General features: G+C 75.5%; 22 protein-coding genes. 16 read left to right on the top strand and 6 right to left on the bottom strand.

Annotated features, from left to right (window positions below; all coding sequences use genetic code 11):
* Positions 1 to 81 precede the first annotated feature (81 nt).
* Complete coding sequence (locus tag H505_RS0111410; protein WP_034517550.1) at positions 82 to 984, top strand: TIGR03620 family F420-dependent LLM class oxidoreductase; 903 nt, start codon at positions 82 to 84, stop codon at positions 982 to 984.
* Positions 985 to 991: 7 nt separating this feature from the next.
* On the opposite strand, the gene H505_RS50995 is transcribed toward H505_RS0111410, so the two are convergent.
* Positions 992 to 1,666 (bottom strand): response regulator, encoded by a 675-nt coding sequence (locus H505_RS50995; protein WP_026402091.1) that lies wholly within the window; start codon positions 1,664 to 1,666, stop codon positions 992 to 994.
* The gene (locus tag H505_RS50990) at positions 1,663 to 2,817 is read right to left on the bottom strand and encodes a sensor histidine kinase (RefSeq protein WP_026402090.1); all 1,155 of its coding nucleotides are present in this window, start codon (positions 2,815 to 2,817) and stop codon (positions 1,663 to 1,665) included. Before H505_RS50990 ends, H505_RS50995 begins: the two co-directional genes overlap by 4 nt.
* Positions 2,818 to 2,975: 158 nt before the next feature.
* Here H505_RS50990 and H505_RS0111395 point away from each other — a divergent pair, with 158 nt between their 5' ends.
* The 12 genes from H505_RS0111395 (at position 2,976) to H505_RS0111340 (ending at position 16,326) form a co-directional block, all read left to right on the top strand.
* A complete protein-coding gene (locus H505_RS0111395) occupies positions 2,976 to 3,881 on the top strand; it encodes an ABC transporter ATP-binding protein (RefSeq protein WP_026402089.1) in 906 nt (301 codons plus the stop codon).
* Entirely contained in the window at positions 3,878 to 4,759 is an 882-nt protein-coding gene (locus H505_RS0111390; RefSeq protein ID WP_051300539.1) for an ABC transporter permease subunit, read from the top strand. Before H505_RS0111395 ends, H505_RS0111390 begins: the two co-directional genes overlap by 4 nt.
* Positions 4,756 to 6,195, top strand: coding sequence for an ABC transporter permease (locus H505_RS49780; RefSeq protein WP_051300538.1), 1,440 nt, complete (start codon positions 4,756 to 4,758; stop codon positions 6,193 to 6,195). The genes H505_RS0111390 and H505_RS49780 overlap by 4 nt, the downstream gene beginning before the upstream one ends.
* 642 nt (positions 6,196 to 6,837) lie before the next feature.
* Positions 6,838 to 7,704, top strand: a complete 867-nt coding sequence (locus H505_RS0111380) for a helix-turn-helix domain-containing protein (protein WP_026402087.1) — start codon at positions 6,838 to 6,840, stop codon at positions 7,702 to 7,704.
* Between the two features lie 87 nt (positions 7,705 to 7,791).
* Positions 7,792 to 8,193 (top strand): nitroreductase family deazaflavin-dependent oxidoreductase, encoded by a 402-nt coding sequence (locus tag H505_RS0111375; RefSeq protein WP_026402086.1) that lies wholly within the window; start codon positions 7,792 to 7,794, stop codon positions 8,191 to 8,193.
* Positions 8,194 to 8,361: 168 nt separating this feature from the next.
* Positions 8,362 to 9,525, top strand: a complete 1,164-nt coding sequence (locus tag H505_RS41250) for a phosphotransferase enzyme family protein (RefSeq protein WP_064743588.1) — start codon at positions 8,362 to 8,364, stop codon at positions 9,523 to 9,525.
* A 94-nt stretch (positions 9,526 to 9,619) separates the two neighbouring features.
* Positions 9,620 to 10,486, top strand: a complete 867-nt coding sequence (locus H505_RS0111365) for an NAD(P)-dependent oxidoreductase (RefSeq protein ID WP_026402085.1) — start codon at positions 9,620 to 9,622, stop codon at positions 10,484 to 10,486.
* A gap of 80 nt (positions 10,487 to 10,566) precedes the next feature.
* Positions 10,567 to 10,953: a VOC family protein gene (locus H505_RS0111360; protein WP_026402084.1), complete on the top strand. Its 387-nt coding sequence runs from the start codon at positions 10,567 to 10,569 to the stop codon at positions 10,951 to 10,953.
* A 352-nt stretch (positions 10,954 to 11,305) separates the two neighbouring features.
* Positions 11,306 to 12,307 carry a hypothetical protein gene (locus tag H505_RS49775; protein WP_026402083.1) on the top strand — a complete coding sequence of 334 codons (1,002 nt, stop codon included), beginning with the start codon at positions 11,306 to 11,308 and terminating at the stop codon, positions 12,305 to 12,307.
* Positions 12,304 to 13,410: a hypothetical protein gene (locus H505_RS0111350; protein WP_026402082.1), complete on the top strand. Its 1,107-nt coding sequence runs from the start codon at positions 12,304 to 12,306 to the stop codon at positions 13,408 to 13,410. The genes H505_RS49775 and H505_RS0111350 overlap by 4 nt, the downstream gene beginning before the upstream one ends.
* A 7-nt stretch (positions 13,411 to 13,417) precedes the next feature.
* A complete protein-coding gene (locus H505_RS0111345; RefSeq protein WP_026402081.1) occupies positions 13,418 to 14,908 on the top strand; it encodes a hypothetical protein in 1,491 nt (496 codons plus the stop codon).
* Complete coding sequence (locus tag H505_RS0111340; RefSeq protein ID WP_084550107.1) at positions 14,905 to 16,326, top strand: AAA domain-containing protein; 1,422 nt, start codon at positions 14,905 to 14,907, stop codon at positions 16,324 to 16,326. Before H505_RS0111345 ends, H505_RS0111340 begins: the two co-directional genes overlap by 4 nt.
* A 27-nt stretch (positions 16,327 to 16,353) precedes the next feature.
* On the opposite strand, the gene H505_RS0111335 is transcribed toward H505_RS0111340, so the two are convergent.
* Positions 16,354 to 17,154, bottom strand: a complete 801-nt coding sequence (locus H505_RS0111335) for an ABC transporter ATP-binding protein (RefSeq protein WP_026402079.1) — start codon at positions 17,152 to 17,154, stop codon at positions 16,354 to 16,356.
* 233 nt (positions 17,155 to 17,387) lie between these two features.
* On the opposite strand from H505_RS0111335, the gene H505_RS0111330 reads away from it, so the two are divergent.
* Positions 17,388 to 17,903: a hypothetical protein gene (locus H505_RS0111330; protein ID WP_026402078.1), complete on the top strand. Its 516-nt coding sequence runs from the start codon at positions 17,388 to 17,390 to the stop codon at positions 17,901 to 17,903.
* A 137-nt stretch (positions 17,904 to 18,040) separates the two neighbouring features.
* Positions 18,041 to 18,730 (top strand): hypothetical protein, encoded by a 690-nt coding sequence (locus H505_RS0111325; RefSeq protein WP_026402077.1) that lies wholly within the window; start codon positions 18,041 to 18,043, stop codon positions 18,728 to 18,730.
* 54 nt (positions 18,731 to 18,784) lie between these two features.
* On the opposite strand, the gene H505_RS41240 is transcribed toward H505_RS0111325, so the two are convergent.
* Both H505_RS41240 and pip read right to left on the bottom strand, forming a co-directional pair.
* Positions 18,785 to 20,308, bottom strand: a complete 1,524-nt coding sequence (locus tag H505_RS41240; RefSeq protein ID WP_245592487.1) for a coiled-coil domain-containing protein — start codon at positions 20,306 to 20,308, stop codon at positions 18,785 to 18,787.
* A 149-nt stretch (positions 20,309 to 20,457) separates the two neighbouring features.
* A complete protein-coding gene (pip, locus tag H505_RS0111315; protein WP_199747585.1) occupies positions 20,458 to 21,408 on the bottom strand; it encodes a prolyl aminopeptidase in 951 nt (316 codons plus the stop codon).
* A 58-nt stretch (positions 21,409 to 21,466) separates the two neighbouring features.
* Here pip and H505_RS0111310 point away from each other — a divergent pair, with 58 nt between their 5' ends.
* Entirely contained in the window at positions 21,467 to 21,691 is a 225-nt protein-coding gene (locus tag H505_RS0111310; RefSeq protein ID WP_026402075.1) for a hypothetical protein, read from the top strand.
* A gap of 41 nt (positions 21,692 to 21,732) precedes the next feature.
* Here H505_RS0111310 and hrpA read toward each other — a convergent pair whose 3' ends face one another.
* Positions 21,733 to 25,716 (bottom strand): ATP-dependent RNA helicase HrpA, encoded by a 3,984-nt coding sequence (gene hrpA, locus H505_RS0111305; RefSeq protein WP_026402074.1) that lies wholly within the window; start codon positions 25,714 to 25,716, stop codon positions 21,733 to 21,735.
* Positions 25,717 to 25,728 lie beyond the last annotated feature (12 nt).

The following is a 25,728-nucleotide window of genomic DNA, read 5'->3' as shown; positions in this document are numbered from 1 at the left end:
TGCCCCCTTCCGTTGACAACCGGGGCGATCGTTCCGGTACGGTCCTAAGCGGGTGATACGTTCCGATTCTACGGGAGAGTCATGACGACGACGGTGGACAAGGCACGGCGGCTGGGGCGGATCGGCGCGGTGCTCATGACGCCGATCGCGCCGGCCGACGAGTGGCGGCGGGCGGCGCGGCGGGTGGAGGACGCGGGCTACGGGGCGCTCTGGGTGAACGAGCTCATCGGGGGCCGGGAGGTGTTCGCGCAGCTCGGCGTGATGCTCGCCGCCACCGAGCGGATCGTGCTCGGCTCGTCGGTCGCGAACCTCTGGGCGCGGCATCCCGCCGCCATGCAGGGCGCCGCGTCCGTCCTCGCGGACGCGTACCCGGGGAGGCTCGCGCTGGGCGTGGGCGTCAGCATGCCGATGATGGTCGAGCAGAGCGGGCAGAAGTGGACGAGCCCGCTGGCGCGGACGCGCGAGTACCTGGACGGGATGGACGCCGCCGCGGGGACGGCACCCGCGCCGGAGGTCCCCTTCCCCCGGCTGCTGGCCGCGCTCGGCCCGAAGATGCAGGAGCTGGCCCGGGAGCGCGCCGACGGGGCGCTGCCCGCGGCGATGCCCGCCGAACACACGCGCCGCACGCGGGAGCGCCTCGGCGAGGGGAAGCTCGTGGCGGTGATGCAGTCGGCGATCCTGGAGACGGACGCGGCGGCGGCGCGCGGCATCGCGCGCGGCACGGGCCTGCTGTCCATGCCCGGCTCCCCCTACGTCCGCGCGCTCCGGGACCTGGGCTACGGAGATGCGGACGTCGAGGGCGGCGGCACCGACGAGGTCGTGGACGCCTGCTTCGCCTGGGGCGACGGGGAGGCGGTCGCCCGCCGCGTCCGCGCGCACCTGGACGCGGGCGCCGATCACGTGGCGGTGTCCGTCCTGGCCCCCGACCTCGCGTCGGCCGCCGACGGGTACGAGCGCCTCGCGCCCGTCCTTCGGGATCTGTGAGCCGGGTTCAGCGGGCCGTCGGCCGGACGAGCCCGGTCTCGTAGGCCGCGATGACGAGCTGGGCGCGGTCGCGGGCGTGCAGCTTGGCCAGCAGGTGCCCGATGTGCGTCTTCACCGTGGCGGGGCTGAGGTGCAGGTGCTCGGCCAGCTCGGCGTTCGACAGCCCGCGCGCGATGAGGGTGAGGACCTCCCGCTCCCGCGCGGTGAGGGCGCCGAGCCCGTCGGGCGCGGGCCGCACGGGGCCGGGGCCGCGGACGAACTCGGCGATCAGCCGCCGGGTCACCGTGGGCGCGAGCAGCGACTCCCCCTCGGCGATCACCCGGACGGCCGACAGCAGATCGGCGGGCGGGGTGTCCTTGAGCAGGAAGCCGCTGGCCCCCGCCCGCAGCGCCCCGTAGACGTAGGCGTCGAGGTCGAACGTGGTGAGGATCAGCACGCGGACGTCCGGGTGGGCCGCGCAGATCCGGCGGGTGGCCTCGAGCCCGTCCATCTCGGGCATCCGGACGTCCATGAGGACGACGTCGGGCCGTTCGCGCCCGGCGAGTTCGACGGCCTCGGCGCCGTTCCCCGCCTCCCCCACCACGCGGAGCCCGGGCGCGGTGTCGATGAGGACGCCGAAGCTGCCGCGGACCAGGGCCTGGTCGTCGGCGACGAGGACGCGGAGTTCTTCCACGGTGCTCACGTTTCGTAGGGGAATCGGGCGCTGACGGCGAATCCGCCCTCGGGCCGGGGCCCGGCGCTGAACTCGCCGCCGTACATCATGACGCGCTCGCGCATCCCGATGATCCCGTGCCCGCCGCCGGGGCCGCCGGGCAGGACGCGCGTGCCCGGGCCGTCGTCGGTGACGTCGATGCCGACGCGGCCGCCGCCCGCGACGACCCCGACCCGGCAGCGGGCGGGCGCGGCGTGCTTGACCACGTTGGTGACGGCCTCCTGGACGATGCGGTAGACCGCGAGCGCGACGCTCTCGGGCACGTCGCCGGCCCGCACGTCGAGGTCGACGCGGACGCCCGCCATGGCGGCCCGTTCGGCGAGGCCGTCGAGGGCGGCGAGGTCCGGGGGCGGCGTGAGGGCCCCCTCGCCGGCGGCGTCGGCGCGCAGGACGCCGAGGAGGTGCCGCATCTCGGCGAGGGTGCCGCGGCTCGTGGCCTCGATGACGCGGAGGGCGTCGACGGCCTCGGCGGGGCGCGCCTCGGCGACGTGCACGGCCACGCCGCTCTTCACGGCGATGAGGCTCATGCTGTGGGCGACGATGTCGTGCAGCTCCCGGGCGATGCGGAGCCGCTCCTCCCCGACGGCGCGGTCGGCGAGTTCGCGGGCGAAGCGCGCGGCGTGCTCGCGGCGGTCGCGGACGGTGCGGCCGAGCGCCCAGGACGCGCCGAGCACCGCGAGGCCGAGCACGAGGAACCCGAGCCGCTCGGCCCGCCATCCGATCGGCCCGAAGAGGGCGGCGCCGAGGATGACGACGCAGCTCAGCATGCCGATGAGGGTGGTGGGCACCCATTTCCGCCGCCGCCGGGTGAGGGCGACGGTGTAGAGCGCGTAGGCCGCGGCGACGAAGGCGTCCGAGGGCATGTCGGCCAGCAGCGCCAGGGCGGACGCGGCGAGCACTGCGGCGAACACGGGGACGGGCCAGATCCGCCGCACGGCGAGCGGGAGGCCCGACGCGGCGAGCAGCGGGCCGGCGGTGACCGCGGAGACGCCGGGGCCCGCGGACGCGAGCATCACGAGCATGTAGAGCAGCGCCGCGGCGGCGTCGAGGGCGATCAGTTTGGACCGGGCGACCCGCGGGCCGAGCGGGGCGGGCGGGACGCGCGCATCGGGCTCGTGCACGTCGCAACGGTATCCGGATGCCGCGCGCGGGCGCGTCCGCCCGGCGGGCGTCGGACCGTGGTCGGAGGCGGCCGGGCGGTCTCCGACCACGGGCGTACGGCGCGGTCCGGACCGCGTTCCGATGCGCGCGGGGCCGTCGGGGGACGACCGTGGACGGCATGATCGAGGTACGTGAGCTGACCAAGCGCTACGGCGCGACGACGGCGGTGGACCGCCTGTCGTTCACGGTGCGGCCCGGGACGGTGACCGGGTTCCTCGGGCCGAACGGCGCGGGGAAGTCGACGACGATGCGGATGCTGCTGGGCCTGGACAGGGCCGAGTCCGGTGAGGCGCTGGTGAACGGCGGCCGGTACGCGGCGCTGCGGCGGCCGATGTTCGAGGTGGGCGCGCTGTTGGACGCGGGCGCGGTGCACGGCGGCCGCCGGGCGATCGACCATCTGGGCTGGCTGGCGCGCAGCAACGGCGTCGCGCCGCGCCGGACGGCGGAGGTGCTGGAGCTCGTCGGCCTGGCGGGGGTGGCGCGCAAGCGGGTCGGAGGCTTCTCGCTGGGCATGCGGCAGCGGCTCGGGGTCGCGGCGGCGCTGCTGGGCGACCCGGGCGTGCTGCTGTTCGACGAGCCGGTGAACGGCCTGGACCCGGACGGCGTGCGCTGGATCCGCGAGCTGATGCGGTCCCTCGCGGCGGAGGGCCGCACGGTGCTGATCTCCAGCCACCTGATGAGCGAGATGGAGATGACCGCCGACCGGCTGATCGTGATCGGCCGCGGCCGGCTGATCGCGGACACGTCGGTCCGGGAGCTGGCGGACCGGTTCGCGCGGGGCGTGCGGGTGCGCTCGCCGCGCCCGGACGAGCTGACGGCGGTGCTCGCGGCCGCCGGCGGGCGCGTGGAGACCGCGCAGGGCGACGCGCTCACGGTGACGGGCCTGAACGTGGCGGAGATCGGCGACCGGGCGGCGGCGCACGGCATCCCGCTGCACGAGGTGGCGGCGCAGAGCGCGTCGCTGGAGGAGGCGTACATGGAACTGACCGCCGACAGCGCCGAGTTCGGGTCGGTGGCGCGATGAGCGGGACCGGCACGGGCGAACGCCGGGCGGGGTTCCCGGCCGGGGACGCCGCGGCGGCGCACGGCCGCGCGGCGGGCTCCGCTGCGAGGTCCGGCGGGACGTGGACGGGCGCGATCGCCGGGGAGTGGCACAAGCTGCGCACCGTCCGGTCGACGGCCGCGATCCTCGCGGCGATCGGGGTGGCGTTCCTGTTCTGCCTGCTCTGGTCCCTGTACGCGGTGCGGTACTGGGAGGGCCTGTCCGCCGCGGAGCGCGCGGACCTGGCCCCGGCGCCGCCGACGCAGTTCCTCACGGCGGTGCTCCCGGTCTGCGCCGTGGTGCTCGGCGCGCTGATGCTGACGTCGGAGTACGCGACCGGGATGATCCGCACGAGCCTCACCGCCATGCCGCGCCGGCTGCCGCTGCTGGGCGCCAAGGCGCTGGCGGCGGCCGGGCTGGTCGGCGCCGCCGCGCTGGTGAGCCTCGCTGCGGCGCTGCTGGCGGGACGGGCCATCGCGGGCGACCGCCCGATGCCGGGGTTCGACGGCCCGCTCGCCGACCACGCCGCCAACGCGGTCGCCATCGCCGTGACGGCGGCGGCGATCACGCTGATGACGCTGGGCATGGCGGCGCTGCTCCGCTCGACGGCCGCGACGATCACGATCGGAATGGGGCTGGTGTTCGTCGCGCCGCCGCTCGTGCGGCTGCTGCCGGCGCCGTGGGACGACCGGATCTGGTGGCTGCTGCCGGCCGGTTTCCCGAACCAGGTCGCGCCGGTGCCGGGGTCGACGGCGGGCGAGGGCGGGCTGTCCGGGCCCGCCGCGGCGGCGCTGCTCGTCGTCTACGTCGCGGTCATGCTGGGCGCCGGGGCGTACGCGTTCGCGCGCCGGGACGCGTGACCGGCGCGGTCGCGCCCGTCCCGGCGGGGAGCGCGCTGGGCCGGGCGGCGGCGGCGGAGTGGCGGAAGCTGCGCTCGGTCCGCTCGACCTACGGCGTGTTGGGGACGGCCGTCGCGTTCTCCCTGTTCGTCGTGCTGCTCGCGGCGCAGCTCGCCCGGACCTGGGACGGCCTCGGCGCGGACGACCGCGCGCAGGTGGCGATCCGCCCGGTGCTGGAGCTCGCCGGGTGGGTGGGCGGGCTGTGCCTGGCGGTCCTCGGGGTGCTGAGCGTGACGTCGGAGTACCGGACCGGCATGGTGCGGCTGAGCCTGACCGCGGTCCCGGGGCGCGGGCGGTTCCTGGCCGCGAAGGCCCTGGTGGTGGGCGCGGTCGGCCTGGTCGCGGGGCAGGTGACGACGGTGGGGGTGTTCCTCGCCTCCCGGCCGGCCGTCGGCGACCGCCCGATCGCCGACCAGCGCGCGGCGGTCGTCGAGGAGCTGCCCGGGTTCGCCGTGTCCGGGACGTCGGTGGCGGTGTTCGCGCTGCTCGGGCTGGGCCTCGGCGTGCTGCTGCGGTCGGCGGCCGGGGCGATCACGGGCGCGGTGCTCGTCTGGCACGTGCTGCCCACGGCGGTGTTCCAGCTGCCGGCACCGTGGGACGAGCGGGTCGGGTCGGTGATGCTGAGCGGGCTGCCGGCGCAGATCTCGGGACGCGGCGCCGAACCGTCCATCTACGGGCACCTGCTGCCGCCGGTGGCGGCGTCGGCCGTCCTGGCCGCGTACGCGCTGGTGCCGCTGGCCGCCGGGGGCTGGTGCTGCGGCGCCGCGACGCCTGAGGGCCGCGCGGGCCCGGACCGCGGGAGGACGGCGGCGTCCGGTGCACGGGCGCCGCCGTCGGCGGTGCCGGGTCAGCCGACCCGCAGGTTCGCCGTCCGGACGGCGAGGCGGGAGCGCAGCAGCGCGATGGCCTCGACGAGCCGCGGCGCGGCGGCCTGGGCCCGCACGACCCGCCCGTCGATCTCGACGACGGCGCGGGCCAGCGCCGGGCGGGGCAGGGCCGGGTCGGCCACGACGCTGAGCGTGATCTGCACGGACGTGACGGCGCCGCGGGCCTCCGCCAGCGCCTCGCCGACGGCGCGTTCGGCCGCGCCGCGCTCGTGCGCTGTGACGTCGCCCGAGACGAGGAACCGGATGTCGGGTCGCTCACGGGTAGCGTTCATGATTCCCCCAATTCGGTCGGTGATGGGCTGGAATCCGGGCGAAGCGCCGCACGGGGCATGGCTGCCGTCCGCTTTCGCGGCGCGCGTGCGCTGCGCCTCCGTACCAGTGAACGCCGGAATCCTCGGAAGTACGCCCGGCCGCGGAGAGACCTTCGTCACCGCGGCGGGCACCTGGGGCGACGCGGACGAGATCCGGGTCACGCCCGGGCGGGGCCCCGCCGGGACCGCCGCCCCGTGAAGCCGCTTCCGGGCCTCCCCCGCGGCACGGCCGCCGCCGGGCGCACCCCCCGGACGGCCGCGGCGCGCCCTCGCGTATTGTTCGGCGGACCGCCGGACGCCCGCCATTATCGCGCCGCATCGGACGGCACGGAAATCGACGCCGATTGGTCGACTGCGGCGCCCGAGAACGACCGGCAATTCATGTGCCATCCGTGATGCGCCGCCACCGAAGCGACAACCGAAGCGGGCTCGGAATTGCCGCGCCGGAGCGTCCGTCCGGCCGCGCCGGACACGGTCCGCCGCCGCACCGCCACCCACAGCGCCGAACGAACCCGTGGTCACGCTCCAAACCGCCCTTCCGCGATCGGTGCGGCGAAGGGACACGTTGGCGCGGCATAGGCGAGAGGAGTATCGTCTGCGGCTCCGAACGGCGGGACCGTCCGTACTTCGAGGCGTACGGCACCGCGCTGCGCTGCCCGTTCCGGCACGATTGGGAGATTACGAAGACACCTTTTCCGTACTTCCCAAAATCGTGCTTCGATCCTCTAACATAGGGCGGTGCCGTACCGTCCCGCGCAGACCCGTCGACTGGCTGGTGACCCCCTTGCCCCAGGATTCAGCTGTTCCGACTCCTCCGGCCGAAGATGATCCGGCCGGACGGCTGATCGACTATCCGCGGCGCGGCGGGCCGACCGTCCTGCGCATCCTGCTCGGCGCGCAGCTCCGCCGCCTCCGGGAGGACTGCGGCATCTCCACCGAGCAGGCCGGGTACGAGATCCGCGGCTCGCATTCGAAGATCAGCCGGATGGAGCTGGGCCGCGTCGGCTTCAAGACCCGCGACGTCGCCGATCTGCTCACCCTCTACGGGGTCAGCGACCCCGACGAGCGCGAGCAGATGCTCGAGCTGGCGAAGGAGGCCAACACGCCGGGCTGGTGGCACCGGTACGGCGACGTGCTGCCGAACTGGTTCGAGGCGTACCTCGGGCTGGAGGAGGCCGCGTCCCTGCTGCGCTCCTACGAGCTCCAGTTCGTCCCGGGCCTGCTCCAGACGGAGGACTACGCCCGCGCGGTCGTCCGCCTCGGGTTCCCCGACGCGTCGCAGGAGGAGGTCGAGCGGCGGGTCTGGGTCCGGACGACCCGGCAGGAGCGGTTCACCTCGCCCAGCGCGCCGACGCTCTGGGCGGTCGTGGACGAGGCGGTCGTGCGGCGCCCGCTGGGCGGGCGCGACGTGATGCGGCGCCAGCTGCGGCACCTGATGGAGATGTCGGAGCTGCCGAACGTGACCCTGCAGATCGTGCCGTTCGGCGCGGGCGGGCACGCCGCGGCCGGCGGCCCGTTCACGATCCTGCGGTTCGCGGAGCCCGGCCTGTCCGACGTCGTCTACCTGGAGCAGCTCACGAGCGCGCTGTACCTCGACAAGCCCACCGACGTCGACACCTACATGCGCGCGATGAACAACCTGTGCATCACCGCGGCGCGCCCGGACGACACCGGCGGCCTGCTGAGCGGCGTCCTCAGGGACCTGTGACCGGCCCGGTTCCCGGGATCGCGCATCGGCGGGCGGGCGGCGGGGAAGGTCGTCCGCATCGGCACGGAGCCACGGAAGGGGCACAGGATGCTGTACGGCGAGGAGCACGTCGCCCGCTACCAGGAGACCGACGGCGCGGAGGGCCACGACTGGCAGGGGACGGTCACGCTGCTGCTGACCACCACGGGGCGGCGCACCGGGCGGCCGCGGACGACGCCGCTGATCTACCAGCCGGAGGGCGACGCCTACCTGGTGGTCGCGTCCAAGGGCGGCGCGGACGAGCCGCCGCTGTGGTACCTGAACCTGCAAGAGAACCCCGAGGTCCGGGTGCAGGTGAAGGGCGACAAGTTCACCGCGCGGGCCCGCACCGCCACGCCCGAGGAGAAGCCCGCCTTCTGGCGGAAGATGGCCGCCACCTGGCCGCAGTACGACGAGTACCAGACGAAGACCGACCGCGAGATCCCCGTGGTCGTCCTCGAGCGCGTCTGAGCGCGGTCGCCTTTCCCCGCGGTGGCGGGCCGTGTAGCGTCGGCCTGGAACATCCGTTCGACCGCCGTCCGTCCGAGGCCGCCGAGGTGCACAGTGCCGACGTCAGAGGTGCCGACGTCAGAAGCGCCGACGTCAGAAGCGCCGACGTCAGAAGCGCGGACGTCAGACATGCCGACGTCGCAGTCCGCTGACGCCGCCGCCGCGGGCGGGCACGGCGCCGGGCGCGACGCGGGGCCGCCCGCGCGGCTCCTGCGGCGCTGGGACCTCGGGCCGGACGCGCGGTTCGCCGGCCCCGGACCGGACGGCGCCGCCGTCCGCCGGTCCCGGCGGATCGACACCGCGAACGGCGCGTACCTGCTGAAGGAGCACCCCGCCCCCGACCGGCGCCGCATCCTGTTCCGGCACCGGATCACCGCCGCGCTCGACGCGGCCGGCCTGCCCGTCCTCGCGCCCGTCCCGGCGCGGACCGGCCGGACGCTCGTCACCGCCGCCGGACGCGGGTACGAGCTGTTCCCGTGGGCCGGCGGGCGCGGACGGGACGGGCTGGAGCTGACGTTCGCGCAGTGCGAGGAGCTCGGTGGGCTGCTGGGCCGGCTGCACGCGGAGATGGAGCGGCTGACGCCGCCCGTGCAGCAGAGCATGCTGGTGCCCGCGCCGCGCGCGGCGGACGCCGCGGCGGCGGTCGACGCCCTGCTGGCGGCCGTCCCGCGCGGCGGCGGCACCGACTTCGCCGCGCTGACGGAGCGGCGGCTGCGGGAGCGGCGGGCGCTGCTGGCGGAGTTCGCCGACCACCAGCCGCCGGACGCGGAGGTCTGCACGGTCGGGCACCTGCACGGCTCGTTCCACGGCGGGAACCTCCGGTACGGGGGGTCGGGGAACGTGACCGCGGTGCTCGGCTGGGACGGTCTCACGACGGGCCCGGTGGCGGGCGAGGTGGTGCGGGCGGCGGCGCGGCTGTTCGCGGGCGAGGACGACCGCGGCCTCGATCTCGACCGGGTGCAGGCGTTCGTCCGGGGGCACCGCGCGTCGTTCCCGCTCGACGCGGGGCAGATCCAGTCGGCGGTGCACCGGGCGTGGTGGGAGCGGCTGTGCGACGTCGCTCCGCTGCGGCAGCGCTACCTCGGCGAGGACGGCGCCGCCGGGTCCGGCGCGCCGGATCCGGCGCAACGGCCGCCGCAGGAGCGCGGCCACGCGGCGCTCGTCACCTGGTGGTCGGCCCATCTGGAGCGGACGCTGGACGCGTTCGCCGCCCCGTACGCGCCGGGCGCCGGGGACGGTCCCGCCGCCGAGGCGGGCGCGGACGGCCCGGGCGACGGGCACGCCTACGGCTGACATCGGCGGGCGCGGCCGGACGCACGCCGCGCGCCGCGGCACGCCGCCGATGCCGCATGATCTTCGTACCGCTCAGTTCAGATAGGAGACGATCATGACCGAAGTCGCTCTGCTCGGAACCGGGATCATGGGCACCGCGATGGCCCGCACCCTGCTGCGCGACGGCCACCGGGTCACGGTGTGGAACCGGACGGCGGCCCGCGCCGAGCCGCTGCGGGCCGACGGCGCCGCCGTGGCCGCGTCCCCGGCCGAGGCGGTGACCGGCGCCGAGGCGGTCATCACCATCCTGGGGGACGGCGAGACGGCGCTGGCCGTCATGGCGGACGCGGCGCCGGGCCTGCGCGCCGGGCAGGTCTGGGCGCAGATGGGCACCGTCGCCGTGGCGGACGTGCCGCGGTTGGCGGCCCTGGCCGGCGAGCACGGCGTGACGTTCGTGGACGCGCCCGTCCAGGGCACCAAGCAGCCCGCCGAGCAGGGCAACCTGATCGTGCTGGCCGCGGGGCCGGAGGGGGCGCGGCCGGTGCTGGAGCCGGTGTTCGGCACGCTCGGCAGCCGGACGCTGTGGCTGGACGAGGACGGTGCGGCCGCCGCGGGCACCCGGTTGAAGCTCGCGGCCGTCGGCTACGCGATCTCGCTGACCTCGGTGATCGCCGAGTCGGTGGCGCTGACCCGGGCGCTCGGGCTCGACCCGGCCCTGCTCGGGGAGGTCCTCACCGGCGGTCCGCTCGACAACGCGTACCTCCAGACGAAGATGAAGGCGATCGTGGAGGACGAGCTCGCGCCGAGCTTCGCCGTCCGGACCGCCGAGAAGAACACCCGCATCATCCACGACGCCGCCGCGGCCGCCGGGATCCGCGTCGACGTCAACGACGCGGCGGGCGAGCGGTTCCGCCGCGCGATCGAGCAGGGCCACGGCGACGCGGACATGGCCGCGACCTACCACGCCAGCTTCCCCGGCTGACCCGCTCCGCTCCGGAAGCGGCCCGCCCCGAAACGGGGCCCGGTTCCGGGGCGGGACGGGCGCCGGGCGAGGATGGGTGCATGGAGGTTTTGAGCAGCCGGATCCTGCTCCGCCCGGCGGACGCGGAGCGCAGCCAGCGGTTCTACCGGGACGTCCTGGGGCTCGCCGTCTACCGGGAGTTCGGCCCGCCCGACTCCCCCGGCGTCGTGTTCTTCCTCGGCTCCGGGTTCCTGGAGGTGTCGGGGCACGGCGCCGCCGGGGACGGGTCGGCGGCGATGATCTGGCTCCAGGTGCGGGACGTGCGGGCCGAGCACGAACGGCTCGCCGCGGCCGGGGCGCGGATCGTCCGGGAGCCCCGGGAGGAGCCGTGGGGGCTGGTGGAGATGTGGATCGAGGACCCGGCGGGCGTCAAGATCGTTATCGTGGAGGTGCCGGAGGGGCATCCGCTCCGCCGCGACACCCGCTGACCACGTCCTCCCCGGTGGCGCCGACGGCCGTGAGCACGGCGGACGGGTACCGGCCGACTGCGGGGAGGCGCTGGACGCGGGATGCGGGGACGGCCTCCTCGTCCGCCGGCCCGCCTCCCGCGCGCCCCGCGCCGTCGGCGATCCCGCATGACGTGGGCCGAGGTGCGTGACGGGGAAGGGGCCCCGCGCGTCCTGCCGGGCGCCGTGTTCCGCCGTCACCTTCTCCGGCGGTATTCGCTGGTGCGGCGCAGGCAGGGCCCTTCTCCCGGACATCTCGGCCACACCGCCGGATAACGCGCCGAAATACTGGAAAACTCTGGAATTGTCTGGGACCTCCTGTACCGTCTGCCGCATGTCCCGCTCCCCCGGCCCGTCCACCCCCGACGCGCTCGAGGCCCGCATCGCCGAGCTGCGCGCGGGCGTGCGCCGGGCGATGGCGGCCGGGGACCGGCGGGCCGCCCGCGAGCTGCGCGGCGAGCTGCGGTCCGCCGAGGACGCCTGGGACGATCTCGTCCTCGGCGACGGTGCCGACGCGGCCGAGGCCGGGGACCCGGTCGGCCGCCGCACCGCGCCGCTCCGTCCGTCCGGCGGACGGTCGGCGGCCGCGGCGTCCGGGAAGGGCGGGCGCGCGAAGGGGGCGCCGAAGGGCTCCGCGAAAGGCTCGGCCAAGAGCGGCGCGAAGGGCGCGAAGGCCACCGGGAAGGGCTCGCGGCGGGGCCTGCTGCCGGTCCGCGAGCAGGTGCACCAGGCGCTGACGCTGCTCGGCGTCCCGTCCGCCCCCAAGCTCGTCGGAACGGTCTACGCGGCGTTCTTCCCCGGCGAGATCGCGGCGGGCCGCCTGTCGAGCCTGCGCCGCGACGAGGAGCGCTCGTTCCGCACCGCGCCGTACGCCCGGCCGTACTACCTGTGCGCCGCGCTCACCGCGGACCTGCTCGCCCCCGCCCGCGGCCTGCTCACCGTGAGCACGTGGCCGCTGGAGCGCCGCATCGTGGGCCCGCTGAGCCCGCGCACCGATTTCCTGACGTCCGCGATCCGGCTGGCCGAGCACGCCGATGCCCGGCGGACCGGACGCGGCGAACCGAACCCCGACGTGCAGCGGCTGCTGTGGCGTTTCGCGTCCAACATTCCCGGTGCGGTCGACGGTACGGTCGGTACAGTCGATCCGGCCGTGCTCGCCGAGGCCGCCCGGGAGGAGCTGGAGGTGCACCGGGAGGCGGACCGGCGGCGGCGCGAGTCGGCCGCCGGGCGCGCCCTGGACCGGCTCGACGACGCGGAACGGCTGTTCGGCAGCCGGCTGCGGGCCCTGCAGGACGCCCCACGGCGCCCTGCCGTCAATGGAGAGACGGACCGATGACCGAGACCGCGCCGGACCTGGACCGGCTGCGCGGCGGCGCTCCCCCGCGCAACCATGACGCACGCACGATCGCCGCGCTGACCGGCAATCCCGGTTGCGCCCGCCGCGGGGTGATGGACGCGGCGGGCGTCGACAAGGACGCGGTGGCGCGGGCGCTCGGGTTCCCGGCGCCGTTCGGCCAGTCGCAGTTCGCGATCACGCGCGGCAACGCGTTCGAGGCGCAGGTGAAGGCCGACGGGTGCGCGGAGCTGCTGACGCTGCTGCGCGACCGGCTCGGGCTCGCCGTCCCGGAGGTCGCCTACGACGACCTCGAGGTGGTCGCGGGCAACGAGGGCCGCGAGCTGCGGCACACCCGGACGCGGCGGCTGATCGCACGCGCGCTGGAGTCCGGCGAGGGCACGCTGTTCGACCACCCGCTGCTGCGCCTCGACATCGCCGGGCAGCCCGCCTACCTGGAGCCGGACGTCATCGCGTTCCAGCTCGCCGGGCGCCTGCACGTGATCGAGATCAAGTCGTTCGCGGTCGTCGACGGGCAGGCCGAGCCGGAGCAGGTCGCGGCGGCGGCCCGGCAGTCGGCGGTGTACGTGCTGGCGCTGCGGCGCCTGGTGGAGGAGCTGGGGCACGACCCGGCGCGCGTGTCGCACGAGGTGTTCCTCGTGTGCCCGGAGAACTTCTCGAACCGGCCGACGGCGACGCCGCTGGACGTCCGCCCGCAGCTCGCCGTCCTGCGGCGGCAGCTCGCGCGGATCACCCGCATCGACCGCATCCTGGACGCGCTCCCGGACGACCTGACGTTCGAGCCCGGCGACGCGCTCGCCGAGTCGGTGCGCGCGGTCGAGGCGCGGTACGCGCCCGAGTGCATGGCGGGCTGCGAGATGGCGCTGTTCTGCCGCGACGAGGCGCGGGCGTGCGGGGCGACGGGCGCGCTGGGCCGCTCGGTCCGCGACGACCTCGGCGGCGTGGACGCCATCGGGACCGCGCTGGCGCTCGCCGACGGCGTGCTGACGCCCTCCGACGACCTGGCCGAGACCGCCGAGCAGCTGCGCACCGCGGCCCGGCTGCGCGCCGAGGCACTGGCCGGAGCGGCGCAGGGCGCCGCGTGATCGGCACATGAGCGCGCTGTCCTCGCTCGCCCGCCTGCAGGCGGCGGCCGCCGGGCTCGCGCAGCCGCTCGCCACCGTGCGGCACTGCCACGTCTCGGCGGCGCCGCTGGTGCTGATCCCGCTGCGGCTCGCCGGGGAGGCGGCGGCGCCGCTGGCGATGATGCTGGGCAGCGACCGGGACGACCCCTCGCTGCTGGTCGTCCCGCAGCCGCGCAACCGCGACCTGCGGTTCGCGTTCGCCGCCGAGGCCGCCAAGCTCGTCCTGAACCACATCGAGACCAGCCGCGGCCCGGTGGAGACGCTGGCGCCGAGCAGGTCCGCCGCCAAGTCCGGGGAGATCGAGGAGCGGATCCGGTACGGGGACGCGCCGCAGGTGCTGGTGCCGAACCGCGGCGGCGTCACGTTCCTGCGGCTGCTCGGCCGCTCCACCCGGTTCCGCGGCACGGAGGGCCCCTACGCGGTGGATCCGGCGGTGCCGGTGCTCGGCCGGTGGCTGACCTGGTTCGCCGACCGGTACGACCATCCCGGGTCGTCGCTGCTGCTGGCGATGACGGAGGCGCTGCGGCTGCACTGGGCGACCGGGCAGAGCTCCCTGGAGGACGGGAACCTCGCGGCGCTGCTCGGCTGGATCGACCCGCCGGACGGCATGGACGGCCCGGCCGCCGCCGCCCGCGCCGAGGACCCGGTGACGTGCCCGCCGGCGGGGCCGTCGACCGACCCGACGTTCGACAACGAGGTGCTCGCGCCCGCGATCGCCGCCTACGACCGGTCGAACGGCGCGCCCCGCGCCGAGGAGCGGCTGCGCGCCGCCGTCGCGTCCCAGCTCACCCCCACCTGGGACCTGATGTGGCGGGCGGCCGATGTGCTGCGCGCGCTGCCGGAGGGCGCGAGCGTCCCGCGCCGCTGGGAGCGCGACCGCGACGCGTTCACGTATTACCACCAGACGTTCGGCGAGGCGTATCCTCAGGCGCGCCGCGACACGCCCGTCCGGGCGGCGCGGCGGCTGCACGACCTGGAGCGCGCGCAGGACGCCTACGAGGCGCAGCGGGCGTTCGACGACCCGCTGGTCATGGCCGAGCACCGGCTGTCCGGGCAGGCGTTCGGCGGCGTCGTCACCGAGTGCGACCCGACCCGCCTGGACGAGACCGGCAAGCGGCCGAAGCTGCGCCCGTACCTGCGGGTCTCCACCGAGGACCCGGTCCGGCTCGACGTCGGCACGACCGTGTGCAACGCGGCGCGGCCCGCGCTGAAGGGGAGGATCGTGGAGTTCGGCACGGGGGGCGTGCTGCTGGAGCTGACCGGCGGGATGGGCCGCAAGCTGACCCCGGAGCCCGGCGTGGTCCCGCAGGTGGGCGAGCGGGTGTGCTTCACGTCGCTGACCGAGGGCTCGTTCGGGCAGGCGAAGTTCCCCGACCGGGAGGACACGCCGTGGACCCACGGCGGGCCGCCCGAGGACTACGTGCCGACCGACGAGGACGCCGAAGAGGAATGGTCATGACCACGGGCGAGACGACGGACCGGATCGCGCCGGGGACGCGCCGCCTGACGCCGGTGCCGTCGCCCGCCCCCGCGCCCGCGGGACGTCCGGACGGAGGGGCCGCCGGGGTCCCGGCGGAGGACCCGGGGAAGGCGGCGGCCCGCGTCGTCGACGCCGTCCTGGCGGACCTGTCGGGCGCCCACCGCGGCGTCGTCGTCGACTCCCCGCCCGGCGCGGGCAAGTCCACGCTGGTGGTGCGGGCCGCCGGGCACCTGGCGGACGCGGGCGAGCGGCTGATGATCGTCGCGCAGACGAACGAGCAGGTCGACGACCTCATCGAGCGGATCGCCGACGCGCATCCGCGGCTGACGATCGGCCGCCTGTCGGCGTCGCAGTACGTGCCGTCCGAGCGGGTGCTGGCCCATCCGCAGGTGCAGGTGCGGCAGAAGGCGGGGGACCTCGCCGAGCAGGCCGTGGTGATCGCGACGGCCGCGAAGTGGGCGACGCTGTCGGACGGCTCGTGGCCGTGGGCGATCGTCGACGAGGCGTACCAGATGCGCTCGGACATGCTGCTGCGCATCGCCGGGCGGTTCGAGCGGGCGCTGTTCGTGGGCGACCCCGGCCAGCTCGACCCGTTCTCCACGGTCGAGGTCGAGCGCTGGGCGGGCCTCGCGTGGGACCCGATGCGCAGCGCCGTGTCCGTCCTGCTCGCCCACAATCCGGACCTTCCGGTCCACCGGCTGCCGGTGTCGTGGCGGCTGCCGGCGTCGGCGGCGCCGGTCGTCGCGGACGCCTTCTACCCGTTCACGCCGTTCCGGGCCGGGACGGGCCCGGACGACCGGCGACTCGAGTTCTCCGCGGGCGGCATGGGCACCACCTACGACCGGGCGCTGGAGGAGGCCGCGGCCACCGGCTGGGCGCTGTTCGAGCTGCCCGCGCGGCACACGCTGCGCACCGACTCCGAGGCGGTCCGGGCGACGGCGGCGCTGGCCGTCCGGCTGCTGCAGCGCGGCCCGGTCGCGCACTCGGAGAAGGGGACGGCGCAGGTGGACGCGGCGCGCGTCGCGATCGGCGCGGCGCACCGCGACCAGGTCACCGCGATCCGCGCGGCGCTCGGCCCGCACGGCGCGGGGATCACCGTCGACACCGCGAACCGCCTGCAGGGCCGCGAGTACGACGTCACGGTCGTCCTGCACCCGCTGTCGGGCCGCCGCGACGCCACCGCGTTCCACCTGGAGTCGGGGCGGCTGTGCGTGCTGGCGTCGCGGCACCGGCACGCGTGCATCGTGGTGGCGCGGGCGGGCATCCCCGAGCTGCTGGACGCCCACCCGTCGGCCGAGCCCGTCCACCTGGGCGTCCCGGTGAAGTTCCCGGACGGCTGGGAGGCGAACCAGTCGGTCCTCGCGCACCTGGCCCGGCACCGGGTCGCGGCGGGCTGACGGGCGGGCCGACCGGCGGGGCGGCGGCTACGCGGGCCCGGCGGTCGCGGCCCAGCGGCCGCCGTGCCGGGTGATCGTGATCGGGTGGTCGAAGCACTCGCTGACGGACTCGGTGGTGAGCACGTCCGCGGCGGCCCCGGACGCCAGCACCCGCCCCTCCCGCAGGAGCAGGGCGTGGCTGGTGCTGGTCGGCAGTTCCTCCAGGTGGTGGGTGACGAGCACGGTCGCCAGGTCGGGCCGGTCCGCGCGGAGCCGGTCGATGCTCGCGAGCAGCCGCTCGCGCGCGGCGACGTCCAGGCCGGTGGCGGGCTCGTCGAGGAGCAGCAGCGGCGGGTCGGGCAGCAGCGCCCGCGCGATCAGCGACCGGCCGCGCTCCCCCTGCGACAGGTTCGGCCAGCGGGCGTCGGCGCGGTGCGCCAGGCCCAGCAGCGCGATCAGCTCGTCGGCGCGGCGCAGCTCGCCGGCGGACGGCGTCCAGCGCGGCACCGGCTCGATCGTGCCGGTGGCGCCGGTGAGGACGATCTCGCGGACCGTCCGCGCCGACTCCAGCGGGTGCCGGGGGTTGACGTGGCCGATCATCCTGCGGAGCCGCTGCACGTCGACGCGGCCGAGGCGGTGGCCGAGGATCTCGGCGGAGCCGCGCGTGGGATGGGCGTAGGCGCCGAGGATGCCGAGCAGGGTGCTCTTGCCGGCGCCGTTCGGGCCGAGCAGCGCCCAGTGCTCGCCGCGCAGCACCGTCATGCTCACCCGGTCGAGCAGGAGTCGGCGCTCGCGGACCAGATCGATCTTGTCGGCGTTCAGGACGACACCGGGCGCGGCGGGGGGCATCGGGACCTCCGATCAGGGTGCGGGCGCGCGGGGAGGGGCATGGAACACCGGGTCGCGGGGACGCGGACCGCGGGGCGCGCCGGAGCGGGACGGACGCGGGCGGAGGCCGGGATCGCCGGGCGCGGGCGTCGGGGAAGATCTCCAACTTATCCGCACCGCCCGGCACCCGGGTACAACGGGAGCCTCCGGACGGATACTGTGAGAGCCGGTGCCTCAGCGATCAGGGGAGGGACATGGAGGACATCGGCTTCATGTGCGCCCGCTGCGGCGGCGAGGTGCACGACGTCACGCACAACCGCGAGGGATCGCTCGACGGCGTCGGCTACCGCCACAACCGCAGGGTGGAGCCGTGGGACCACGAGCTGGAGCTCGCGGTGGGCGAGCCCGCCGCGCAGGACCGGGCGTGCGACTTCTGCGGGGGCCCGGAGACGAGCTGGCTGTACTACCCCACGCTCGACCCCGAGGACACCGACATGTTCGAGGTCGAGCTGGACACCACGCACCTGTCGGACGACGACACCGCGGTCGCCGTCCTCAACATGCTGTACCCGTGGTACGCGTGCGACACGTGCTCGGTGCTCGTCGCCGACCGCAACGTCGACCGGCTCATCGCCCGCGCCCTGGACCGCACGCCCGTCCGCCCGGACGGGCCCGTGGACGAGGAGACCGTCCGAGCGCGCCTGCGGGGGTCGCTGTCGGTCTTCTTCACCACCCGGCCGGGCCGCCCGCAGCCGTCGCGCGCCGTCTGAGCCGCCGCCCGCCGTCCGGCCGCCGCCCGCCGGACCGTTCCGCCGTCGCGGACGGGGTCGGCGCTTCGGACGTCCGACCGGCTCATTATGATCGGTCCCGTTTTTGGGGTGGATCGTGAGCACGGGGGAAACGGCAAGTGATCATCGAGAGACGGTTCCACGGCCCGGACGAGTCGGGCAACGGCGGCTACGTGGCGGGGCTCCTGGCGAAGCGGGTGCCCACCGACACCGTCACGGTGACCCTGCGGCGGCCTCCGCCGCTGGACACCGAGCTGACCGTGACGGCGGAGGACGAGCGGTGGCACAGCGTCCGGCTGTGGGACGGCGAGCGGCTGGTCGCCGAGGCGCTGGCGGGCGCGATCGTGGTGCCGCCGGTCCCGGGCGTCCCGTTCGAGGAGGCGGAACTGGCCGCGGAGAAGTACCGGGCGGCGGGGAACAACCCGTTCCCCGGCTGCTTCGTGTGCGGCCCGGACCGCGAGCCCGGCGACGGGCTGCGGCTGGAGCCGGGGGCGGTCGCCGAGGACACGGTCGCGGCGCCGTGGACGCCCGAGGAGGCCCCCGCGCGGGAGCTGGTGTGGGCCGCGCTGGACTGCCCGGGCGCCTGGTCGTTCGACGTCGCCGCCCGGCCGGCGGTGCTCGGCACGATGACCGCGCAGGTGTCCGACGTGCCCGCCGCCGGGGAGCGCTGCGTCGTCATGGGGGCGACGCGCAGCCGCGAGGGCCGCAAGACGCACACGGCGACGGCGCTGTACGGGGCGGACGGCCGGCTGCTGGGCCGCGCCGAGCAGATCTGGATCGAGATCGACCCGGAGCGGTTCGGGAGCTGATCCGGGGCCCGGCGGCCGGGCGTCCGTGCCGCCGGGCGGGCCCGCGGGCGCGGGTCACGGGCCGGTGAACAGGGGGTCCTCCCGGTCCGAGCCGTTCACGGCGCGGCCCTGGTCGGCCTGGAGTCCGTTCTGGGCCCCGGTCTGCGCGCCGTTCTGGCCGGGCAGCGGGTAGGAGGCGGCGCCCGGGGCCCCGTGCGGCCCGGTGCCGCCCTGGACGGTGCCGCTTTGGACGGGGCCGCCCTGGACGGGGCCGCCGATCGGCGGCGGGCCCGGGGGCATGCCCGGCACCTGCGGGCCGTGCGGGGGCGCGCCGTTCTGCATGGCGGTGCTCTGCATCTGCCCGCTCTGCAGCCGGCCGCCCTGCGGGGCGCCCGGCGACAGGGTGCCCTGGGTGAACTGGTCCACCTGGCGGCGGGCGCGGTCGGCCTCGGCGCGGGCCGCGTCGCGCTCCTCGGCCAGCGCGGTGAGCGCGGCCTGCTGGTCGGCGACCGACTGCGACAGCTGCCGCAGCTGCGTCGCCTGGTCGTTCAGCCGGCCGGTCAGCTCGTCCCGTTCGGCCGCCGCGGCCTGCGCCTGCGCCTGCGCGGCGTCGCGCTCCTTGACGGCCTCGTCGGCGCGGGCCTGCACGCGGACGACCTCGGCCTCGGCCTCGGACTGGGCGCGCAGCGCGGCGCTGCGCTCGGCCTCCGCCTTGCTGGCGGCCTGCATCGCGCGCTGCCGCTGCGCCTCGGCGTCCCGCATCGCGTTGCGCAGGTCCTCGGCACCCTGCTTGGCGACGGCCGCCTCGACGCGCTGCGCCTCGGCGCCGCTCTCCGCCTCCGACACCTTGGCGTGCAGCTCGACGAGCTCGGCCCGGGCGCTCTCCAGCGCCGCCAGCAGCTCGGCCTCGCGGGCGGCGACGCGGTCCCGCTCGCTCTCGGCGGCCAGCTTCGCGGTCATCGACTGCTGCGCGATCTGGTGCGCCTCCTCCCATGCCTGCTGGGCGGCGTCCCGCTTGGCGGTCGCGAGCCTGGCCTCCTCGCGGGCCCGCTCGGCGTCCCGCTCCGCGTTCTCCGCGCGGTGGCGGGCGGACGTCGCCTCCTGCCACGCCTCCTCGGCCCGGCGCTGCGACGCGTCCCGCTCGCTCTGCGCGACGGCGAGCTCGCGGGCGGCCTCGGCGCGCACCTCGGCGACGCGCCGCTCCACCCCGGCGACGCTCAGCTCGGAGGTCAGCGACTCGGCGAGCACGTCGGCGGCCTTCTCCAGCCGCTCGACCATCTCCCAGGTGGAGGCGACGTGCCCGGTGAGGCCCGGCGCGTCCCGGCCGCGCTCCCGGCGCTCGCGCGCCTCGCGGGCGCACGTGCCGTCGTCGTCCTGGCAGTAGCGGACGACGCGGGTCGCTCCGACCGGCTGCGGCACGGGGCGCCCGCAGTTCGCGCACGGCCACACCGCGACGGGGTCTCCCATGCGGGCCACCGCGGTCTCCCCCGATCCCCCGGACGCGCCGACGTCGCCGCCCGGTCCCCGGGGGACCGCGGCAGAAGACGTCGCGGCCGTCTCCTGCGGGCCGCTATTGTCGCGCTCTTGGCTGTTAGGCATGGAATGAACGATACGCACTAGTCGGCGTGGCCGCAGTGACTTGGGTGGCAGTTGTGGGGCCGCCACGACGCACCCGGCGACGGAAAACGGCCCGGGCCGCCGACCGGACGGCCCGGGCGCCGCCCCGCCGCCGCCGCGACGTCCCGTGGTCAGGGCCGGAAGGCGTCGGTCGCCTCGATCAGCCGGTGCCGGACGCCCGGTTCGGACCCGCCGTGCCCCGCGTCCTCGACGATGTGGAACTCCGCCTCGGGCCACGCCCGGTGCAGCTCCCACGCCTGGTCGGGCGGGGTCTTCATGTCGTAGCGGCCGTTCACGACGACGGCCGGGACGTGCCGGATCCGGTCGACGCCCGCGAGGAGGCCCTCGGGCGGCAGGAACCCGCCGGCGGCGATGTAGTGCTGGCTGATGCGCGCGAACGCCAGCACGGCCGAGTCGTCCAGGTCCGGCGGCGCCAGGGGCAGCAGCGTGTTGGCCGCCGTCTCCCAGTCGATCCACGCGCGGGCCGCGGGCGTCCGGACCGCCGGGTCCGGGTGGTGGATGCGGCGGCCGTAGGCGGCGACGAGATCGTCCCGCTCGTCCGCCGGGATGGCGTCGCGGAACGCCGCCCACTCGGCGGGGAAGAGCCGCGCCGCGCCGCCGGGGGCGAACGCCCACGCCTCGTCCTCGGGGCGGACGAGGTAGACGCCGCGCAGCACCAGCTCCGTCACCCGGTCGGGGTGCGCCTGCGCGTAGGCGAGCGCGAGCGTGCTGCCCCAGCTTCCGCCGAAGACGAGCCAGCGGCCGATGCCGAGGTGCTCGCGGAGCCGCTCCATGTCGGCGACCAGGTGCGGGGTCGTGTTCCGCTCCAGCGGGACGGACGGGTCCCCGGCGTGCGGGCGGCTGCGCCCGCAGCCGCGCTGGTCGAACAGCACGACCCGGTAGGCGGACGGGTCGAAGAACCGGCGGTGGTCCGGCAGGACGCCGCCGCCCGGCCCGCCGTGCAGGAAGACCGCCGCCTTGCCGCCGGGGTTCCCGCAGACCTCCCAGTAGATCTCCTCGCCGCCGCCGACGTCGAGGAATCCGGACTCATGGGGCCGAACCGCCGGATAGAACTCCCGCAACTCCATGGTCAAGTCGTATCGCCGCGTGATCACCGGTGCAACCGCCTACCATCGCGGCATGACGGCGATCAGGTGCACGCAGTGCGACGGCGCGGAACTGGACCCGGGGTTCATCGAGGACGCCGGCGAGCACAGTAAGGGCTACGCCCGCTGGATCCCCGGCCCGCTGAAGCTCGGGGTCCTCGGCGGCGCGAAACGCTTCGGCAAGGACCGCTGGCGCATCGACGCGCACCGGTGCCGCAAGTGCGGCCACCTGGAGATGTTCGCCTCCGCCCAGGCGTGATCCGGCGTCCCCGCCCCGGCGCCCGGGGCGGAGGACGCGGGTCACAGCTGCGCCATGGCCTTCCGGATGCGCTTGTCCGACACGGGGTAGCGCGTCCCGAGCTGCTGCGCGAACAGGCTCACCCGGAACTCCTCGATCATCCACCGGACGTGCCGCACCGGCTCGTCCTCGCGGCGCGCCGGATGCAGCCGCTGCAGCGTCCGGCGGTACTCCTCCTTGAGCGCCTCGACCTGCCCCGCGAGCAGCCGGTCCCGGTTCGGGTTCTCCGGCAGCTTGTCGAGCCTGGCCTGCAGGGCGCGCAGGTAGCGGACGAGGTCGGGCAGCCGCGCCGCGCCCGTCGCGGTGACGAACCCGGGCCGCACCAGCGACTCCAGGTGGCCGCGCGCGTCCGACAGCGCCGGGACGAGCGTGATGCTCTTCGTCCCGCGGATGCGGCGGTCGGCCTCGTGCGCCTCGGCCAGGATCCGCTCGACCTGCGCGACGATCCGCGCCGTCGCGTCGTGCAGGTCGGCGCGGACCCGGTCGTGCAGGGCGCGGAACCCGGCCTCGTCCCAGGCGGGCCCGCCCGCCTCGGCGATGAGCAGGTCGGCGGCGGCGGTGACGCAGTCGTCGAACAGCGCGGCGGTCGAGCCGTGCGGGTTGTGGCTGAGCGCCAGCTTGCCCTGGTTGGTGAGGCGGCTCTGGATGAGCTTCACCGGCGACGGCGCGTTCAGCAGGACGAGGCGGCGGGTGCCGCGCCACATCGCGCGGCGCTGCTCGGCCTCCGTCTCGTACATGCGGACGGCGACGGCGTCGCCCTCGTCGGTCAGCGCCGGGTACGCCTTGACGTCGTACCCCGCCTGCTTCCGCTCGTAGGTGCGGGGCAGCTCGCCGATCGTCCAGTCGGTGAGGCCGGTCCGCTCGACGGTCGACGCCGCCTTCGCCAGGGTCCCCCGCACCTTGCCCGCGAGGCGGCGCTTCAGCTCGTCCAGGTCGGTGCCCTCGCCGAGGGTGCGCGCCCCCTTCCGGCCGGGCTCGCCGCCGACGACGCGGAACGTGATCCGCAGGTGGGCGGGCAGGCGCGAGGGGTCCCACGCCTCCCGCGCCACCGGGACGCTCGTCAGCGCCGTCAGCTCGCGCTCCAGCGCGTCCAGGAGCGGTTCGCTGCGCGGCGCGACCCGGTCGAGGACCTTGCGGGCGTAGTCGGGCGCGGGCACGAAGTTGACCCGCAGCTGCTTGGGCAGCGACCGGATCAGCTCGGTGACCAGTTCGGCGCGCAGGCCGGGGACCTGCCACTCGAAGCCGTCCGGGCGGACCTGGTTGAGGACCTGCACCGGGATGTGGACGGTCACGCCGTCGGCGTCCGCGCCCGGCTCGAACTGGTACGTCAGCCGCAGCCGCAGCGGGCCCTGCTTCCACACGTCCGGGTAGTCGGCCTCGCTGACCCCGTCGGCGGAGTCGTTGATGAGCATCGACTTCTCGAACCCGAGCAGGTCGGGGTCGGTGCGGCGCGCCTTCTTCCACCAGGCGTCGAAGTGCCGGCCCGACACGACGTCCGCGGGGATCCGGGCGTCGTAGAAGTCGAACAGCGTCTCGTCGTCCACGAGGATGTCGCGGCGGCGGGCGCGGTGCTCCAACTCCTCGACCTCGTCGAGCAGGGCCCGGTTGTCGTGGAAGAACCTGTGGTGGGTCTCCCAGTCGCCCTCGACGAGCGCGTGCCGGATGAACAGCTCGCGCGACAGCTCCGGGTCGATCGAGCCGTAGTTGACGCGGCGGTCCGCGACGATCGGGACGCCGTAGAGGGTGACCTTCTCGCGCGCCATGACCGCGGCCTGCTTCTTCGACCAGTGCGGCTCGCTGTAGCTGCGCTTCACCAGGTGCCCGGCGAGCGGCTCGACCCACTCGGGCTCGATCTTGGCGTTGATCCGGCCCCACAGCCGGGACGTCTCGACGAGCTCGGCCGACATCACCCAGCGGGGCGGCTTCTTGAACAGCGCGGACCCGGGGAACACGGCGAACTTCGCGCCGCGCGCCCCGATGTACTCGTGGCCGCGCCGCGGTTTCTCGCGCTTGGCCGGGTCTCCGCGTCCCGCCCGCTCGGACCGTCCGGGCGCGTCCATCAGCCCGATGTGCGACAGCAGGCCGGACAGCAGCGACACGTGGACGCGGTCGGGCGCGGCGTCGGCGTCGTTCAGGGTGACGCCGAGGGACTTGGCGACCTGCTTGAGCTGGCCGTGCAGGTCCTGCCATTCGCGGATGCGCAGGAAGTGCAGGAACTCGTTCTTGCACATGCGGCGGAACGCGCTGCCCGACAGCTCCTTCTGCCGCTCGCGCAGGTAGTTCCACAGGTTCAGGTAGGCGAGGAAGTCGGAGGTCGGGTCGGCGAACCGGCGGTGCTTCTCGTCGGCCGCCTGCTGGTGCTCGGCGGGCCGCTCCCGCGGGTCCTGGATGGACAGCGCGGCGGCGATGACGAGGACCTCGCGGACGCAGCCGTTGCGGTCGGCCTCCAGGACCATGCGGGCCAGCCGCGGGTCGATCGGCAGCTGCGCGAGGCGGCGGCCGAGCGGGGTGAGGCGCTTGCGCGGGTCCTTCTCGGCCGGGTCGATCGCGCCCAGCTCGTGCAGCAGGTCGACGCCCGCCTTGACGTTGCGGCGGTCCGGCGGCTCGACGAACGGGAACGCGGCGATGTCGCCGAGCCCGAGGGCCGTCATCTGCAGGATGACGGACGCGAGGTTCGTGCGCAGGATCTCGGGATCGGTGAACTCCGGGCGGGACTCGAAGTCCTCCTCGGAGTACAGCCGGATGCACACGCCCTCGGAGACGCGGCCGCAGCGGCCCTTGCGCTGGTTCGCCGACGCCTGCGACACCGGCTCGATCGGGAGCCGCTGCACCTTCAGCCGGTGGCTGTAGCGGGAGATCCGGGCGGTGCCCGGGTCGACGACGTACTTGATGCCGGGGACGGTCAGGGACGTCTCCGCGACGTTCGTCGCCAGGACGACGCGGCGCCCGCGGTGCGGCTGGAACACGCGGTGCTGCTCGGCCGCCGACAGGCGCGCGTACAGCGGCAGGACCTCGGTGGTCCCCCGCTGCCGCGCGAGGTGCTTGGTCAGCGCCTCCGCGGTGTCGCGGATCTCCCGTTCGCCGCTGAGGAACACCAGCACGTCCCCGGGGGCCTCGCGGCCCAGCTCGTCCACCGCGTCGATGATCGCCTGGATCTGGTCGCGGTCCGGGTCGGCGGACGGGTCGTCGGGGTCGGTGACCGGCCGGTACCGGACCTCGACCGGGTAGGTGCGGCCGGACACCTCCACGATCGGGGCGTCGCCGAAGTGCCGGGAGAACCGCTCCGGGTCGATCGTCGCGGAGGTGATGATCACCTTGAGGTCGGGGCGCTTCGGCAGGATCTCCCTGATGTACCCGAGCAGGAAGTCGATGTTGAGGCTGCGCTCGTGCGCCTCGTCGATGATCAGCGTGTCGTACTGCCGCAGCAGCCGGTCCGTCTGGATCTCGGCGAGCAGGATGCCGTCCGTCATCAGCTTGACGAGCGTGTCGTCGCTCGACCGGTCGGTGAACCGCACCTTGTAGCCGACGGCGTCGCCCAGTTCGGTGCCGAGCTCCTCGGCGATACGGTCGGCGACGGTGCGGGCGGCGAGCCGGCGCGGCTGCGTGTGGCCGATGGACCCGAGCACGCCGCGGCCCAGCTCCAGGCAGATCTTCGGGATCTGCGTCGTCTTCCCGGACCCCGTCTCGCCCGCGACGATCACGACCTGGTGGTCGCGGACGGCCGCGAGGATGTCGTCCTTCTTCTGCGAGACCGGCAGCTCGGCCGGGTAGGTGATCGCCGGGACGGCGGCGCGGCGCCGCTCGACACGGCGCTCGGCGGCCGCGACCTCGGCGGCGACCTCCTCGGCGACCTTCGCCCGCCGCGCGGCGTCCTTGATCTTCTCGGTGCCGTCGATGCGGCGGCGCAGCCTGCTGCGGTCGCGCGTCATCAGTTCGGGCAGGCGCGCGCGCAGGTCGGCGAGCGGCGATCTCACAGGCGTCCTCATAACCGTTGACAA

The sequence above is a fragment of the Actinomadura rifamycini DSM 43936 genome (assembly GCF_000425065.1).
Taxonomy (GTDB): domain Bacteria; phylum Actinomycetota; class Actinomycetes; order Streptosporangiales; family Streptosporangiaceae; genus Spirillospora; species Spirillospora rifamycini.
Note: the sequence above shows the minus strand (reverse complement) of the source record. Positions and strands in the feature narration are given on the sequence as shown.